Consider the following 14,269-nt stretch of genomic DNA (forward strand, 5'->3'; position numbering starts at 1 on the left):
CTTGGCGGTGAATGGATGCGTAACCGTGATGCTGTCTGCCGGGTTCCGTTATCCGAACACTTCGTAACGCGGGCCGGACGGGGACCAGTTGGGACAATGGGGACAGAGTGACTGCTTCTGCCCCACGTCTACGCGCGCAGAGACGGCCCTGGCCGGAACCTGACCGGCATCCGGACGAGCCCCGGAGGGCCATCCGGACAGGCTCAGGACGACGGTCAGTAACGGCCCTGCACCGGCGGCACCGGCGGATAGCCGTAGCCGGCGACCGGGGCCTGCGCGGGGGCGGCGTGCGCCTCGCGGTCGTAGAACGGGCGGGCGTTGGCGCGCATCCACATCGCGACCGGGTCGTACCCGTCGGACATGGCGACCGTCGACACCGGCAGCCCGTCCGGTACGGCGCCGATGGACTGCTGCATCATCGCGCGTACCGAGTCCACAGCGGCCGGCGAGGTGTCGTACACATCCAGGCCGATGGCGAGATACGGCGCCCCCAGCGCGGGCTGCACCCAGGCGCGGCGCAGCGAGCGGACGGCCGGGGTGCGGTGGGCGTTCTGGGTGAGCAGGGCGTAGAACGCGGGGATCTCGATGGTCGGCTCGGCGAGCCGCAGCGGGCCGGCGGGCTGGCGGTCCAGGCCGGTCGCGATACGGCGCAGATCGAGCCAGGGGATGCCGACGCCGCCGCCGGGGGCGTGCGGGTTCAGCCAGAGGCCGTAGTGGTCGGGGTAGAGGGTGCGGGCCACGTCGAGGCCGTCGACCACTTCGTAACTGCGGTTCCAGCCGCTCGCGGACAGCTCCTGGGCGGAGGTCACGCAGGGGGCGTAGCCGTGGCCGCCGACCTCCATGTTCCCGTACTGGGCGTCGGGGCTGCCGGCCTGGCCGTGCCACAGCAGCATCCAGACCTGGCCGGAGGAGGGGGTGGCGAGGGCGCGCAGCAGTGCCTCGTAGGCGTCGTAGCGTCCGGGCGTGACCTGGCGCAGCATGTGCTCGACCTGGCCTGTGGCGGCCGTGCCAGCGCTCACTTTTCAACGCCCCTTCGTACAACGCCCTCTTTTTGAGCCGTGACCCTAGCTTAAGGGTGTCCAGGGGGTCCGGCCTTGCCTCGGGTCGGCTCATCCACCCCGCGTGTAGAAGGGCCGTACCTTCTCCCGCATCCAGTGGCCCACCGGGTCCTCCGCCACGTCCAGGAGGATCAGGTTGACGGGCCATGGGGCCGGGGTCCGGCCGAGGGCCCGGCCCAGGGCGTCGAGGGGGAGGGTGCGGGCGTCGCCCTCCCAGTGGGAGAGTTCGACGCCGACGAACATGACGGGGTCGGCGGTCTCGATGGCGGCGAGGCAGCGGCGGGCCGTCAGGACGACGCCGGTGCCGTCGAACTCGGCGGAGGCGGCGGAGAGGAAGTCGACCGGGTCGTCCTGCCAGTCCGGCTCGTAGAGGCGGACCCGGCCGCCGCTCGCGGGGCCGTCGAGCGGGGTGCGGCCGGTGCGGCAGAGTTCCGCGACGGCGGGCGGGGGCAGCGGGATGCCGACCACGCCGCCGGGGTTCACGGCGATGCCGGCCTGCGGGGGCAGGCCGCGGGCGAACTCGACGGCGGGGGCGATGGTGTACGACATGTGGGCGCCGGCGATCTGGCGGAGCTGTTCCTCGGAGCTGAACACCGGGACGTAGGCCTGGCCGTCGATCTCCATGCCGGGCAGGTCGAGGGGGCCGCTGTCCGGGCCGCCGCCGTTGGGCAGCGGTATCCAGAGGAAGCTGCGGCCGAGGACCTCGACGATGCGGCCGCCGGCCGCCGGGCCCGCGCCGAGGGAGGCGGACAGCACCTCCTCCAGCTCGTTGCCGGGCCAGCCGCCGTGCGGCTGGGGGTGGGTCTGTGCCGGGAAGTCCGCGGAGAAGTCCGCCGGGAAGTCCATCTGCCTACCGCCTGCTTCGTACCACTGCTGTGACCGCACAGGTTATCGGCTTCCCCTTCGGCCGTCCGCGTGCGTGTGCCTGCCGTGTGTGCCGTGTGTGCCGTCAGCCGGAGAAGCCGATCCGTCTCAGGGCGTCCGCCGCGTCCCGGTCGAGCAGCACCGCCGAGCCGCAGCCGCCGGGCAGCCGGCCCCGCTCCACCGCGCGCAGCAGGCGGGCGGCGGCGCGGCGGTGGCGCAGGAACGCGTACCGCGAGACGCCGCGGCCGCGGGCGCGCTGGCCGGCCAGGGCCTGCTCGGCGGTGACGTCGAGCACCAGCAGGTGCAGGGTGCCGCCGCGGCGGCGGGCCTCCCGGGCCAGCCAGCGGCGCACCCAGGCCTGCGTACCGCAGTCGTGGACGACGACTCCCTCGCCGGCGCGCAGGACGCGGCGCAGCCCGGCGTAGTGGGCGAGGCGGACCAGGGGTCGGTAGACCGCGTACGGCAGGAAGCGGGGCGCGCGGTGGTCCCAGCGGTCGCGGGTGTCCTGGGAGTCGACGCGCCGGGCGTCGCGCACCGTGCGCCGCATCAAGGTCGACTTGCCGCTGCCGGGCAGGCCGGTGACCACGGCGAGGTCCTTGGGGCCGAAGAGCAGGGCGCGCGGGCTGCGGCCGGCGCGCTCCCGCAGGTCGCGGACGACGGGGGACGGCAGCGGGGCGCACGCCGGTCCGGCCGGGACGGCCGGCTGCCGGGGCATCGCGATGCCGGTGGTGGTCGCGTACGCCCTGGTCCTGTTCACCGTGATCGTCCTCCCTGGGGGCGGTTCACGAGCTTCCATCCCCGCCGAGTGTAAAGAGAAGGTAATGCTCCATGTCTGCGTTTTCGTACTCGTAGCGCCACAGCCCGGTTACAGATGCGGCCCTGCCACGATCCGGCACGGCGTGCAATGATGTGGCCGCCAACTGCATACCGGCCGTTTGAATCCGCGCGGGAGAGTCCCCGGCAGTCGTGTCGCCGGGGCGCCGAAGGAGCAAGTCCCTCCCTTGAATCTCTCAGGCCCCGTTACCGCGCGGGCGAGGCACATCTGAAAAGCGGGCCGCCGGCTGGTGGCTCCACCCAAGGTGCAAGCCGTGACTACCCCGCGTGGGGGTCTCGGCGAACCTCTCAGGTTCCGATGACAGATGGGGAGGACCTTTCCTCGCCCGTCATGCGTTCATGCCCTGGGAGACGACCGACCGATGAGCAGTACCGCCCCCTCAGAGAAGCGCCGCACCGCGCTCGATGCCCTGCATCGGTCGCTGGGCGCGACGATGACCGACTTCGCCGGCTGGGACATGCCGCTGCGCTACGGCTCCGAGCGTGACGAGCACAACGCCGTGCGCACCAAGGCCGGGCTCTTCGACCTCTCGCACATGGGCGAGATCACCGTCACCGGCCCGCAGGCCGCGCGGCTGCTGAACCACGCCCTGGTCGGCAACATCGCCTCCGTCGGCGTGGGCCGGGCCCGCTACACCATGATCTGCCAGGAGGACGGCGGCATCCTGGACGACCTGATCGTCTACCGCCTGGCCGAGACCGAGTACATGGTCGTCGCGAACGCCTCCAACGCCCAGGTGGTGCTGGACGCGCTGACCGAACGGGCGGCCGGCTTCGACGCCGAGGTGCGCGACGACCGGGACGCGTACGCGCTGATCGCCGTGCAGGGCCCGGAGTCCCCGGGAATCCTCAAGGGCCTCACCGACGCCGACCTGGACGGCCTGAAGTACTACGCGGGGCTGCCCGGCACCGTCGCCGGCGTCCCGGCGCTGATCGCCCGCACGGGCTACACCGGCGAGGACGGCTTCGAGCTGTTCGTGAAGCCGGAGCACGCCGTGCGGCTGTGGCAGGCGCTGACCGAGGCGGGCGAGGGCGCCGGCCTGGTCCCGTGCGGGCTGTCCTGCCGGGACACCCTGCGCCTGGAGGCGGGCATGCCGCTGTACGGGCATGAGCTGTCGACCTCCCTGACCCCCTTCGACGCCGGGCTCGGCCGGGTGGTCAAGTTCGACAAGGAGGGTGACTTCGTGGGCCGCGAGGCGCTCGCCGAGGCCGCCGCGCGCGCCGAGCAGAACCCGCCGCGCGTCCTCGTCGGCCTGGTCGCCGAGGGCCGCCGCGTGCCGCGTGCCGGCTACCCGGTGGTCGCCGGCGGCGAGGTGATCGGCGAGGTCACCTCCGGCGCGCCCTCCCCGACGCTGGGCAAGCCGATCGCCATGGCCTACGTCGACGCCGCGCACGCGGCGCCGGGCACGCCGGGAGTCGGCGTGGACATCCGGGGCAGTCAAGAGCCGTACGAGGTCGTCGCGCTCCCCTTCTACAAGCGCCAGAAGTAGCCCCCGGCGGGGCGACACACGTGACCCCGCGCACATTCGGGCTGCTCACGCATGGTTTCGGCAGTCCCCCATTCATCAGCACTCCCCCGCGTACAGGAGAATTCAGGCCATGAGCAACCCCCAGCAGCTGCGCTACAGCAAGGAGCACGAGTGGCTGTCGGCCGCCGAGGACGGCGTCGCGACGGTCGGCATCACCGAGTTCGCGGCCAACGCGCTCGGCGATGTCGTCTACGCCCAGCTCCCGGACGTGGGCTCCCAGGTGACCGCGGGCGAGACCTGCGGCGAGCTGGAGTCGACCAAGTCCGTCAGCGACCTGTACTCCCCCGTCACCGGTGAGATCACCGAGATCAACGAGGACGTCGTCAACGACCCGTCGCTGGTGAACTCCGCGCCCTTCGAGGGCGGCTGGCTGTTCAAGGTGCGGATCGCAGAGGAGCCGGCCGACCTGCTCTCCGCCGACGAGTACGCCGCCCACACCGCCGGCTGAGGAGCCCGCCCCCGATGACTGTCCTGAACACGTCCCTGCACGAACTCGACCCGGACATCGCCGCCGCGGTCGACGCCGAGCTGCGCCGCCAGCAGTCCACGCTGGAGATGATCGCCTCCGAGAACTTCGCCCCGCTGGCGGTCATGGAGGCGCAGGGCTCGGTCCTCACCAACAAGTACGCCGAGGGCTACCCGGGCCGCCGCTACTACGGCGGCTGTGAGCACGTCGACGTCGCCGAGCAGATCGCGATCGACCGGATCAAGGAGCTGTTCGGCGCCGAGTACGCCAATGTGCAGCCGCACTCGGGCGCCTCCGCCAACCAGGCGGCGCTCTTCGCCCTCGCCCGGCCCGGCGACACGATCCTGGGCCTGGACCTGGCGCACGGCGGCCACCTCACGCACGGCATGCGGCTGAACTTCTCCGGCAAGCAGTTCGACGTGGTCGCCTACCACGTGGACGACTCCGGCCTGGTCGACATGGCCGAGGTCGAGCGGCTCGCCAAGGAGCACCGCCCGAAGGTGATCATCGCCGGCTGGTCGGCGTACCCGCGGCAGCTGGACTTCGCCGAGTTCCGCCGGATCGCCGACGAGGTCGGGGCCTACCTGTGGGTGGACATGGCGCACTTCGCGGGCCTGGTCGCGGCCGGTCTCCACCCGAACCCGGTGGAGTACGCGGACGTGGTGACGTCCACCACGCACAAGACGCTGGGCGGCCCGCGCGGCGGCATCATCCTGGCGAAGCAGGACTTCGCCAAGAAGCTGAACTCCTCCGTCTTCCCGGGCTTCCAGGGCGGCCCCCTGGAGCACGTGATCGCGGCCAAGGCGGTCTCCTTCAAGATCGCCGCCTCGGAGGACTTCAAGGAACGCCAGCGCCGTACAGTGGAAGGCGCGCAGATCCTCGCCGAGCGGCTGACCGCGCCGGACGCCCGCGAGGCCGGGATCAACGTCCTGACCGGCGGCACCGACGTCCACCTCATCCTGGTCGACCTGCGCGACTCGGAGCTGGACGGCCGGCAGGCGGAGGACCGGCTCCACGAGGTCGGCATCACCGTCAACCGCAACGCCGTCCCCAACGACCCGCGGCCGCCGATGGTGACGTCCGGTCTGCGGATCGGCACGCCCGCCCTCGCCACCCGCGGCTTCACGGCCGAGGACTTCCGTGAGGTCGCGGACGTGATCGCGGAAGCGCTGAAGCCGTCCTGCGACGTCGAGGCGCTCAAGTCCAGGGTCACCGCCCTGGCGGACAAGCACCCGCTCTACCCGAGCGTCGGCAAGTAAGCACCACCCCGTGCGGGGCACCCCACCGGGTGCCCCGCCACCACCCGCATTGAGGAGTCTGACGTGGCCATCTCGGTCTTCGACCTGTTCTCGATCGGCATCGGCCCGTCCAGCTCCCACACGGTCGGCCCGATGCGCGCCGCGCGCATGTTCGCCCGCCGGCTGCGCAACGAGGAGCTGCTGGGCTCGGTCGCCTCGGTCCGCACCGAGCTGTACGGCTCCCTGGGCGCCACCGGCCACGGCCACGGCACGCCCAAGGCGGTGCTGCTCGGCCTGGAGGGCGACTCGCCGCGCACAGTGGACGTGGAGACCGCCGACGAGCGGGTGGAGCGGATCAAGGAGTCGGGCCGTATCCGTCTCCTCGGCGAGCACGAGATCGCGTTCTCCTTCGACGACGACCTGGTCCTGCACCGCCGCAAGGCCCTCCCCTACCACGCCAACGGCATGACGCTGTGGGCGTACGACGCGGCCGGCACCGAGCTGCTGAGCAAGACGTACTACTCGGTGGGCGGCGGCTTCGTCGTCGACGAGGACGCGGTCGGCGCGGACCGGATCAAGCTCGACGACACGGTCCTGAAGTATCCCTTCCGCACCGGCGACGAGCTGCTGCGTCTGACCAAGGAAACCGGCCTGTCGATCTCCGCGCTGATGCTGGAGAACGAGCGGGCCTGGCGGACCGAGGAGGAGATCCGCGCGGGCCTGCTGGAGATCTGGCGGGTCATGCGGGAGTGCGTGGAGCGCGGCATGTCCCGCGAGGGCATCCTGCCGGGCGGGCTGCGGGTGAAGCGGCGGGCCGCGAACACCGCGCGCAAGCTGCGCTCCGAGGGCGACCCGCAGGCCCTCGCGATGGAGTGGATCACGCTCTACGCGATGGCCGTGAACGAGGAGAACGCGGCGGGCGGCCGGGTCGTGACCGCCCCGACCAACGGCGCGGCCGGCATCATCCCGGCGGTCCTGCACTACTACATCAACTTCGTGCCCGGCGCCGACGAGGAGGGCGTGGTGCGCTTCCTGCTCGCCGCCGGCGCCATCGGCATGCTCTTCAAGGAGAACGCCTCCATCTCCGGCGCCGAGGTCGGCTGCCAGGGCGAGGTCGGCTCCGCCTGCTCCATGGCGGCGGGCGCGCTCGCGGAGGTGCTGGGCGGCAGCCCGGAGCAGGTGGAGAACGCCGCCGAGATCGGCATGGAGCACAACCTGGGCCTGACCTGCGACCCGGTCGGCGGCCTGGTCCAGATCCCGTGCATCGAGCGCAACGGCATGGCCGCGGTGAAGGCGGTCACGGCGGCCCGCATGGCGATGCGCGGCGACGGCTCCCACAAGGTGTCCCTCGACAAGGTCATCAAGACGATGAAGGACACCGGCGCGGACATGTCGGTCAAGTACAAGGAGACGGCCCGGGGCGGGCTGGCGGTCAACATCATCGAGTGCTGACGCGCGGATACCCTGTCCGTATGGGCGGGATGATCGCTGCGGTCAGCAGCAACGAGACGTACTCCTTCTCCAAGCCGAACCGCCCGGGCATCACGCTCGTCGCCGGTCTCGGCGTGGCGGGCGACGTGCACGCGGGCACTACGGTGAAGCACCGGTTCCGGATGAAGCGGGACCCCTCGCAGCCGAACCTGCGCCAGGTGCACCTCATCCACGAGGAGCTGTTCGCGGAGGTCCGGGCCGCCGGTTTCGAGGTCGCCGCCGGACAGCTCGGGGAGAACGTGACCACGCGGGGGATCGATCTGCTCGGCCTGCCCACCGGGACGCGGCTCCGCCTCGGCGACGAGGCGGTGGTCGAGGTGACCGGGCTGCGCAACCCGTGCGCGCAGATCGACGGGTTCCGCAAGGGCCTGATGAAACAGGTCGTCGGACGGAACGCCGACGGCTCGGCGCGCTTCAAGGCCGGGATCATGAGTGTCGTGCTCAGCGGCGGCGTGGTGCGGCCCGGTGACCCGGTGCGGGTCGAGCTGCCGGACGGGCCGCACGTACCGCTGAGCGTCGTCTGAGCCGCCGGTACGGCCCTCCGGTCAGACCGTGACCACGATCTTCCCCGTGTGCCGGTTGGACTCCATCAGACGGTGGGCGTCCTGGATGCGGTCCAGGCCGTCGAAGACCTCGGCGACGACCGGACGCAGAGTGCCGTCGGCGAGGCCGGAGGCCAGGTAGCGGCTGGTGCGGCGGCGGCCGTCGGCGCTGCCGCTCATGACGAGGTTGTTGTAACCGTGCACGGTCAGCGGCCAGTTCATCGGCAGTTCGATGGGCAGCCGGTCGAGCCAGCCGTAGCTGACCAGGGTGCCGCCCTCGACGACCGCGTCGCCCAGCTCGCGGAAGGTGGCGCCGCCGATCGCGTCGAAGACCACCTCGGCGCCGCGCCCGCCGGTGACCCGCCGGGTCTCCTTGGCGATGTCCTCGCCGCCGGTGACGATCACGTGCTCGGCACCCAGGTCGAGCAGCTGCCGCCGCTTGTCCTCGGTGCGGGTGGTGGCGATGGGGACGGCGCCGGCCCGGCGGGCGACCTGGATCGCGGCGGTGCCTGTGCCGCTGGATGCGCCGGTGATCAGCACGTGGTCCCCGGCGGCGAGTCCCGCCGTGCGGACCAGCGCGCCGTACGCCGTGGAATAACCGACCCAGACGGCGGCCGCGACGACCGGGTCGACGTCGGCCGGGCGGGCCACGACGCGGTCCTCGGGCAGCAGGATCCGGTCGGCGTGGACGCCCTGGGAGCCGAGTTCGATGTCACCGGCCGCCATCACGGGGTCGCCCGGCGCGAACGCGGTCACGCCGGGGCCGACCGCGGCGACCGTCCCGGCGGCCTCGTAACCGTTGCGGGAGGCGGGCAGGGTGGGCTGGTAGAAGTAGCGGCCCGCGCGGAAGAGCGCCTCGGCGCGGTTGAGGGCGATCGCGGCGACGTCGATCAGCACCTCGCCGGGGCCGGGGTCGGGCAGCCGGGTCTCCTCGACGCGCAGGACCTCGGGGCCGCCGATCTCGTGAAAGAGCACAGTGCGTGCGGTGGTTGACATGCCGTCGACGCTATGGCCGCCGTACGAGACGATCCATGTCCGCCTGTCTCGATTTCCTGTCCGTTCGTCTTCGGGTACGGAGTGACGGCTACGGTACGGACATGGACGTACTCAGTGACGCCGTCGCCGCCATGCGCACCGGGCATCCGCATTCCACGCGCAACGACAAGCACGCGCCCTGGGGCATGCGCTTCGAGGCGTCCAACGGGGCCGGGTTCCACGTGGTGCTGCGCGGGTCGGCCTGGCTGATCCCAGCGGAGGGCGAGCCGGTCGCCCTGGGCCCCGGCGACGTGGCGTTCCTGGCGCACGGGCGCGGGCACGCGCTGGCCAGCGGCCTGGACGTACCGCTGGAGGAGGTACGGCTGGACGCGGACGGCCGCTGGCCGGAACCCGAACCCCCCTCTCCCGCAGGGGGGCCGGAGCCGGACACGGTCATGCTGTGCGGGGCGTACACCCTGGACCGCTCGCGCGCTCATCCGCTGCTGACCGAGCTGCCGGAGGTGGTGCATCTGCCGGCCCGCGTCGGCGCGCACCGCTCGCTGCGGGCGGCGGTGGAACTGCTCGGCGAGGAGCTCCAGGAGTCCCGTCCGGGCTCGGCGACGATCGTCACCTCGCTGCTGGACACCCTGCTGCTGTACATCCTGCGGGCCTGGTGGCAGGACGGGCACCGGAGCGCGAGGGGGCGCCCGACGGGCTGGGCGGCGGCGCTCGCCGATCCGGCGGTCGGCGCGGCGCTGCACGCCATCCACGGTGATCCGGCGCACCCCTGGACGGTGGAGGAGCTGGGCGCGCGCGGCGGCCTGTCGCGGGCGGCGTTCGCCCGCCGGTTCACCGCGCTGGTGGGCGAGCCGCCGCTGACGTATCTGACGTGGTGGCGGATGACCACGGCCGGGCGGCTGCTGCGCGCCGACGAGACCCCGCTCCGGCTGGTCGCCCAACGCGCCGGCTACACCTCGGAGTTCGCCTTCGCCAAGGCGTTCAAGCGGGAGTTCGGGGTGGCGCCGGGGCAGTTCCGGCGCCGGGTCTCCTGAGCGCCGGTCAGTTGTCGAACCAGACCACGAGCCGGACGTCGTCACCCCCGTAGAGACCGGCGAGGGTGCGCATCACCGACCACACCGGCGCCCAGCGTTCGTCCTCCCACGCCACCTCGCGGCGGGTCGGCGCCTCGTCGCCCCGGCCCCGCTCGTCCCAGTCGGCGGCCTCCAGCTCGGCCCAGGTGATCCAGGACGCGCTGTGGGCGTCCGGACCCCATTCACCGTGTTCCCTGCGGGTCGGGGTGGACGCGTCCTCCGGGAGGCCGCGGTCGGCGGCGAGCGGACGGAAGTCCCAGCCGTTGCGGACGCCGAAGAGGCAGCCGAAGGAGGCGTAGCCGCGGCCCATGTAGAGCAGATCGAGGTTGATCGCGCAGTCCCACTCGTCCTCGTCGTACTCCCATGCGCCGCTGCCGGAGCGGCACTCCACCCGGCCGTGTATGTCACATCCCATGGCGGGATCCTCCCGACGGGGCCGGTTCTCGGCCAGTCATTTACCGGCGCCTGCCGCCAGCAGCTGAAGCGTCTGCTCCAGCTCCCGCCGCAGCACGTCCGCCGCCGTGTCCGCGTCCCCGTCCTCGATGGCCCGTTGGGGTCCGGGCATGACGAAGGGGCGCCCGCATCCCGGGTCCGGGATGCGGGCGCCCCCGCGTGGCACGCGTCACTTGTTCAGGTGGGCCCAGAACTCGTCGAACGACAGCACCTTGTCGCCGTTCAGGTCGCGGCTGGCGATGATCGCCTCGGCGACCGCCTCCGTGACGTTCCAGTCGCCACCCTGAGCCAGGGCGGTCTTGAACTCGGCAGCGGTGATCCGGCCGTCCCCGTCCGTGTCGATCCGCTCGAACTGCTTGCGTGCTTCCTCGATGTCGGCCACCGATCCGCCCCTCTTTGTCATACTTTGCTACACGTTGCTGTCGTACTGACGCAGGTCAGATTAACCGCCCGCCCGAGCGCGCAGTGCGGCGACCACCCACGCGGACTCCTCGCGGCTGGCAGTCTGGGCCTTCCGGTGTGCGGAGACGCGAGGAGCGGCGGTGGCGAACAGCCTGCGGGACATTCTCGACGCGGCGGCGCGGGGCCTTTTCCCGCCCCCGGACGGCCGTACGACCGTCGTGCCGCAGCCGTCCTCCCGCGACGCCGGTGTGCTCGCCTTCACGGCGCACTCGGTGGTCTTCACGGACGAGGATCCGAAGTGGGTGCTCGACACCCTGGACGCGCTCGACTGCGACCCGCTCGCCGCGACCATGAACGCGCGGTTCCTCAGCGCCCTCATGGAGCGCACGGGACGCGGGACGGACACCATCGATGTCTTGTCGGTGGGCGACCCGCTGCCGGGCGAGCCGTCGCTCGCGCTGCGGGAGATCCACGATCCCGGCCATCCCCGGGTGGTGAGTTCGCTGCGGCGGCGCGACGACGTCCGGGTGTGGGCGGCCGACGGCGGGGTGCTCGTGCTGGGCCGCGGGGTCGCCGGGCGGCTGGAGGTGGCGGTCGAGGTGACGGAGGACGTACGGCACCGGGGGCTGGGGCGGGCGCTGGTGACGGCGGCGCGGCAGCTCGCCGGGGAGCCGGTGTGGGCGCAGGTGTCGGCGGGGAACGCCCGCAGTCTGCGGGCGTTCCAGGCGGCCGGCTACCGACCGGTGGGGTCGGAGGCGCTGCTCAGTGCCAGGCCTCGTAGTGCGGGTTGCTCTCGCAGCCGCTCATGATCTCGACCTTGGTGGTCTTGTTCACCGGGCAGACGCCGATGATGTACTTCCGGTCGATGCCGCCGGGGAAGGCCACCTCGACCTGGTCGGCCCACTTGTGGGTGTCGCCGATGGTCTTGTTGACGTCGATGCCGCCGGGCGCGTCGATGTAGTAGTTCCAGCCGGACTTCCACCACTTCTTGTACAGGTCGTGGTCGTACGTCGTGGACACGAACGGCGAGGGCTGGTTGACCAGGACGTACTGCTCCAGGTCGTACTGGCCGCTCTCCACGTCCCGGGGCTTGAAGCCCTCCTCGAAGACGACCGTGGGGCCGCGGCCGTCGGCGCGGTAGAGCGTGCCGCAGCTCTTGCGCCAGGCCGGCTCGGGGGTGATCCGCTCGACCTGGACGCGGCGGTCGGCGGCGGCCTTGATCTTGTCCTCGAACTGGACCGGGCAGTCCTTGGGTTCGGCGGCGGCGGCCTTCACGAAGGCCGGAGCGGCGGACCGGGCGCTCTCGGGGGTGGTGGTGGCGGCCGTCGTGGCGAGGACGGCGGAGAGAGACATGACGACGGCGGCGGCACGCCGCCGCAGACGAGTTGTGATCATGCGGAGCACGATGGCGCGTCCGGCGCGGCGCGCCGTGAATTCTCACCCGTACGGCGGCGTGTCAGCCTTCCCCGCGTCAACGGAAGATGCCGGTGTGGCCGAGCGAGTAGCGGCCCGGCTGGGGGTAGACGGCGAGACCGTGCGGGCCGCTGCCGACGGGGATCCGGGCGAGCTGGGTGCCGGTGCGGGTGTCGATGGCGTACACCTCGGCGTCGTACCGCCCGGACAGCCACAGCACCTTGCCGTCGGCGGAGACGCCGCCCATGTCGGGGCTGCCGCCGTCGGGCAGCCGCCACTTCCTGGTCAGCCGGTCCTGGGCGAAGTCGAAGACGGAGACCGTGCCCTCGCCGCGGTTGGAGACGTACATCTCGCGGGAGTCGCGGCTGACGTAGAGACCGTGGCAGCCCTTGCCGGTGGGCAGCAGCGCCGGCTGGTCGAAGGTGTCGCCGTCGAGGACCCACATGCCGTCGGCCTTCATGTCGGCGACGTAGAAGCGTTCGCCGTCCGGGGAGATCTTCACGTCCTGCGGCATGGCGCCCTGGAACGGCAGCTTCTGTTGGCCGATCACCTCCATCTTCTCGGTGTCGACCTTCAGCAGTTCGCCGCTGAACTCGCAGGAGACGACGAAGTAGCGGCCGTCCATGGAGAAGTCGGCGTGGTTGACGCCGTAGCAGCTGACCGGCACGGTCTTGACCGGCTTCATGGTGTGCGGGTCGCGGAAGACCAGTTCACGGTCGAGGGAGGCCATCACGACGGCGTATCTGCCGTTCGGCGTGAAGTACAGGTTGTAGGGGTCGTGGACCTCGACGGGCTCGCCCGCCTTGCCGGTTCTCGGGTCGATCGGGGTGAGGGTGTGGCCCCGGTTGTTGTTGACCCAGAGGGTCTTCAGGTCCCAGGAGGGCACGACGTGCTGCGGCTGCCGTCCGACGCGGATGGTGTCGACGGTCTCGTACGTGGCCGGGTCGATGACGGAGACCGTGTCCGACTCGGTGTTGGGCACGTACACCCGGGACGGGAAGTCCCTCACCACCGGCGACAGCCTGCCCGGGCGGTCGGCGGCGTAGACGTCCGCCGGGTCGAGGACCGGCGGCATCCCCGGCAGCCCGTCGACCCGCTCCCTGTTCGTCGGGGCGGGCACGGCCGCTTCGGTGCCGGGCGTCTCGGCCGCGCGGTGCCCGCCCTGGCTGCCGCAGGCGGCGAGGGCGACGAGTCCGGCGCCGGCGAGCAGGGCGCGGGTGTGGAGGACGCGAGGCAGCGGCGCCGCGCGGCGGTCGGTCGTGGTCACGCGGACCATTTATAGGGGGACCGCGGGCGAAACCGGGCGATTGGCCCGATCGGTGGTGCGGCCGGATCGCCGGCGCGGACTCAGCGGTCCGCGACCCGCATCTCGAACCAGGTGGTCTTGCCGCGCGGCAGCAGGTCGACACCCCAGCGGTCGGAGAGCTTGTCGACGAGGAACAGGCCCCGGCCGCTGACGTCCATCTCCTGCACGGGCATCAGACAGGGCAGACCGCGCGAGGGGTCGCGGACCTCGATGCGGATCCGGCCGCGGGGGCGGCGCATACGGAGGTGGAAGACCCGGGCGCCGGTGTGCCGTACCGCGTTGCCGACGAGTTCGGAGACGAGCAGGACGACGTCCTCGGTCATCTTCGGGGACAGGCCCCACTGACGGAGGACCACCACCTGGGCCAGCCGCCGGGCCGTCGCCGCGGACTCGGGAAGGGACGGCAGCGAGACCTCGGCCTCCGTCGGGTTGCCGAACAACTCCAGCGCCCTCAGCGCCTGTTCGTCCTCGACCGCCGGCGACCAGCGCGCCGCGGTCGCACGGCCGCGTCCCCGCGGCTGTTCGATGCCCTCCAGCCCCGCCATGCCCCCATCATGGCCGCCCGGCGCGCCGTTGGGGGCCGTTCCGAAGGAATACGCCCCCCGGC

Annotated in this window: 16 protein-coding genes and 2 riboswitches; of the genes, 7 read left to right on the forward strand and 9 right to left on the reverse strand. The window is 72.0% G+C overall.

Going from position 1 to position 14,269, the window contains the following annotated elements; translation table 11 throughout:
* Positions 1-215: 215 nt before the first annotated feature.
* The 3 genes from ACSU6L_RS11595 to ACSU6L_RS11605 all read right to left on the reverse strand — a co-directional run bounded on the left by ACSU6L_RS11595 (position 216) and on the right by ACSU6L_RS11605 (position 2,679).
* Positions 216-980, reverse strand: a complete 765-nt coding sequence (locus ACSU6L_RS11595) for an enhanced serine sensitivity protein SseB C-terminal domain-containing protein (protein WP_437064853.1) — start codon at positions 978-980, stop codon at positions 216-218.
* A 129-nt stretch (positions 981-1,109) separates the two neighbouring features.
* The gene (locus ACSU6L_RS11600; protein WP_437056092.1) at positions 1,110-1,904 is read right to left on the reverse strand and encodes an enhanced serine sensitivity protein SseB; all 795 of its coding nucleotides are present in this window, start codon (positions 1,902-1,904) and stop codon (positions 1,110-1,112) included.
* A gap of 103 nt (positions 1,905-2,007) precedes the next feature.
* Complete coding sequence (locus ACSU6L_RS11605) at positions 2,008-2,679, reverse strand: AAA family ATPase (RefSeq protein WP_437056094.1); 672 nt, start codon at positions 2,677-2,679, stop codon at positions 2,008-2,010.
* A 179-nt stretch (positions 2,680-2,858) separates the two neighbouring features.
* Positions 2,859-2,958: riboswitch (glycine riboswitch) on the forward strand.
* Positions 2,959-3,071, forward strand: a riboswitch (glycine riboswitch).
* A gap of 47 nt (positions 3,072-3,118) precedes the next feature.
* Here ACSU6L_RS11605 and gcvT point away from each other — a divergent pair.
* From gcvT to ACSU6L_RS11630, 5 genes are all read left to right on the forward strand, one after another.
* On the forward strand, positions 3,119-4,246 hold the full coding sequence (gene gcvT / locus ACSU6L_RS11610; protein WP_437056095.1) for a glycine cleavage system aminomethyltransferase GcvT: 1,128 nt from the start codon (positions 3,119-3,121) through the stop codon (positions 4,244-4,246).
* A gap of 109 nt (positions 4,247-4,355) precedes the next feature.
* A complete protein-coding gene (gene gcvH, locus ACSU6L_RS11615) occupies positions 4,356-4,733 on the forward strand; it encodes a glycine cleavage system protein GcvH (RefSeq protein WP_437056097.1) in 378 nt (125 codons plus the stop codon).
* 14 nt (positions 4,734-4,747) lie between these two features.
* The gene (glyA, locus tag ACSU6L_RS11620; RefSeq protein ID WP_437056099.1) at positions 4,748-6,010 is read left to right on the forward strand and encodes a serine hydroxymethyltransferase; all 1,263 of its coding nucleotides are present in this window, start codon (positions 4,748-4,750) and stop codon (positions 6,008-6,010) included.
* Positions 6,011-6,073: 63 nt separating this feature from the next.
* Complete coding sequence (locus ACSU6L_RS11625) at positions 6,074-7,441, forward strand: L-serine ammonia-lyase (protein WP_437056101.1); 1,368 nt, start codon at positions 6,074-6,076, stop codon at positions 7,439-7,441.
* Positions 7,442-7,461: 20 nt separating this feature from the next.
* Positions 7,462-8,004 (forward strand): MOSC domain-containing protein, encoded by a 543-nt coding sequence (locus ACSU6L_RS11630; protein ID WP_437056103.1) that lies wholly within the window; start codon positions 7,462-7,464, stop codon positions 8,002-8,004.
* A 21-nt stretch (positions 8,005-8,025) separates the two neighbouring features.
* Here ACSU6L_RS11630 and ACSU6L_RS11635 read toward each other — a convergent pair whose 3' ends face one another.
* Positions 8,026-9,018 carry a zinc-dependent alcohol dehydrogenase family protein gene (locus ACSU6L_RS11635; protein WP_437056105.1) on the reverse strand — a complete coding sequence of 331 codons (993 nt, stop codon included), beginning with the start codon at positions 9,016-9,018 and terminating at the stop codon, positions 8,026-8,028.
* A gap of 101 nt (positions 9,019-9,119) precedes the next feature.
* Here ACSU6L_RS11635 and ACSU6L_RS11640 point away from each other — a divergent pair, with 101 nt between their 5' ends.
* Positions 9,120-10,049, forward strand: coding sequence for an AraC family transcriptional regulator (locus ACSU6L_RS11640; protein WP_437056107.1), 930 nt, complete (start codon positions 9,120-9,122; stop codon positions 10,047-10,049).
* 7 nt (positions 10,050-10,056) lie between these two features.
* Here the strand turns inward: ACSU6L_RS11640 and ACSU6L_RS11645 are convergent, their stop codons facing one another.
* Positions 10,057-10,503 (reverse strand): hypothetical protein, encoded by a 447-nt coding sequence (locus ACSU6L_RS11645; protein ID WP_437056109.1) that lies wholly within the window; start codon positions 10,501-10,503, stop codon positions 10,057-10,059.
* 207 nt (positions 10,504-10,710) lie between these two features.
* On the reverse strand, positions 10,711-10,923 hold the full coding sequence (locus ACSU6L_RS11650; protein WP_073941035.1) for an EF-hand domain-containing protein: 213 nt from the start codon (positions 10,921-10,923) through the stop codon (positions 10,711-10,713).
* Between the two features lie 160 nt (positions 10,924-11,083).
* Here ACSU6L_RS11650 and ACSU6L_RS11655 point away from each other — a divergent pair, with 160 nt between their 5' ends.
* Positions 11,084-11,752: an N-acetyltransferase family protein gene (locus tag ACSU6L_RS11655; RefSeq protein ID WP_437056111.1), complete on the forward strand. Its 669-nt coding sequence runs from the start codon at positions 11,084-11,086 to the stop codon at positions 11,750-11,752.
* On the opposite strand, the gene ACSU6L_RS11660 is transcribed toward ACSU6L_RS11655, so the two are convergent.
* The 3 genes from ACSU6L_RS11660 to ACSU6L_RS11670 all read right to left on the reverse strand — a co-directional run bounded on the left by ACSU6L_RS11660 (position 11,706) and on the right by ACSU6L_RS11670 (position 14,207).
* On the reverse strand, positions 11,706-12,338 hold the full coding sequence (locus ACSU6L_RS11660) for an ADP-ribosyltransferase (protein ID WP_437056113.1): 633 nt from the start codon (positions 12,336-12,338) through the stop codon (positions 11,706-11,708). The genes ACSU6L_RS11655 and ACSU6L_RS11660 overlap by 47 nt on opposite strands.
* A 76-nt stretch (positions 12,339-12,414) precedes the next feature.
* Positions 12,415-13,632, reverse strand: coding sequence for a YncE family protein (locus ACSU6L_RS11665; protein ID WP_437056115.1), 1,218 nt, complete (start codon positions 13,630-13,632; stop codon positions 12,415-12,417).
* Between the two features lie 71 nt (positions 13,633-13,703).
* Positions 13,704-14,207 (reverse strand): ATP-binding protein, encoded by a 504-nt coding sequence (locus ACSU6L_RS11670; protein WP_437056117.1) that lies wholly within the window; start codon positions 14,205-14,207, stop codon positions 13,704-13,706.
* Positions 14,208-14,269 lie beyond the last annotated feature (62 nt).

The organism is Streptomyces sp. enrichment culture (assembly GCF_964272855.1).
In the GTDB taxonomy this organism is placed as follows: Bacteria; Actinomycetota; Actinomycetes; order Streptomycetales; family Streptomycetaceae; genus Streptomyces.

Coding starts and splice junctions, on each gene's coding strand:
- ACSU6L_RS11595 (WP_437064853.1), bottom strand. CDS start 980: ATGCTGCGCCAGGTCACGCCCGGACGCTACGACGCCTACGAGGCACTG.
- ACSU6L_RS11600 (WP_437056092.1), bottom strand. CDS start 1,904: ATGGACTTCCCGGCGGACTTCTCCGCGGACTTCCCGGCACAGACCCAC.
- gcvT (WP_437056095.1), top strand. CDS start 3,119: ATGAGCAGTACCGCCCCCTCAGAGAAGCGCCGCACCGCGCTCGATGCC.
- gcvH (WP_437056097.1), top strand. CDS start 4,356: ATGAGCAACCCCCAGCAGCTGCGCTACAGCAAGGAGCACGAGTGGCTG.
- glyA (WP_437056099.1), top strand. CDS start 4,748: ATGACTGTCCTGAACACGTCCCTGCACGAACTCGACCCGGACATCGCC.
- ACSU6L_RS11630 (WP_437056103.1), top strand. CDS start 7,462: ATGGGCGGGATGATCGCTGCGGTCAGCAGCAACGAGACGTACTCCTTC.
- ACSU6L_RS11635 (WP_437056105.1), bottom strand. CDS start 9,018: ATGTCAACCACCGCACGCACTGTGCTCTTTCACGAGATCGGCGGCCCC.
- ACSU6L_RS11640 (WP_437056107.1), top strand. CDS start 9,120: ATGGACGTACTCAGTGACGCCGTCGCCGCCATGCGCACCGGGCATCCG.
- ACSU6L_RS11645 (WP_437056109.1), bottom strand. CDS start 10,503: ATGGGATGTGACATACACGGCCGGGTGGAGTGCCGCTCCGGCAGCGGC.
- ACSU6L_RS11660 (WP_437056113.1), bottom strand. CDS start 12,338: ATGATCACAACTCGTCTGCGGCGGCGTGCCGCCGCCGTCGTCATGTCT.
- ACSU6L_RS11665 (WP_437056115.1), bottom strand. CDS start 13,632: ATGGTCCGCGTGACCACGACCGACCGCCGCGCGGCGCCGCTGCCTCGC.
- ACSU6L_RS11670 (WP_437056117.1), bottom strand. CDS start 14,207: ATGGCGGGGCTGGAGGGCATCGAACAGCCGCGGGGACGCGGCCGTGCG.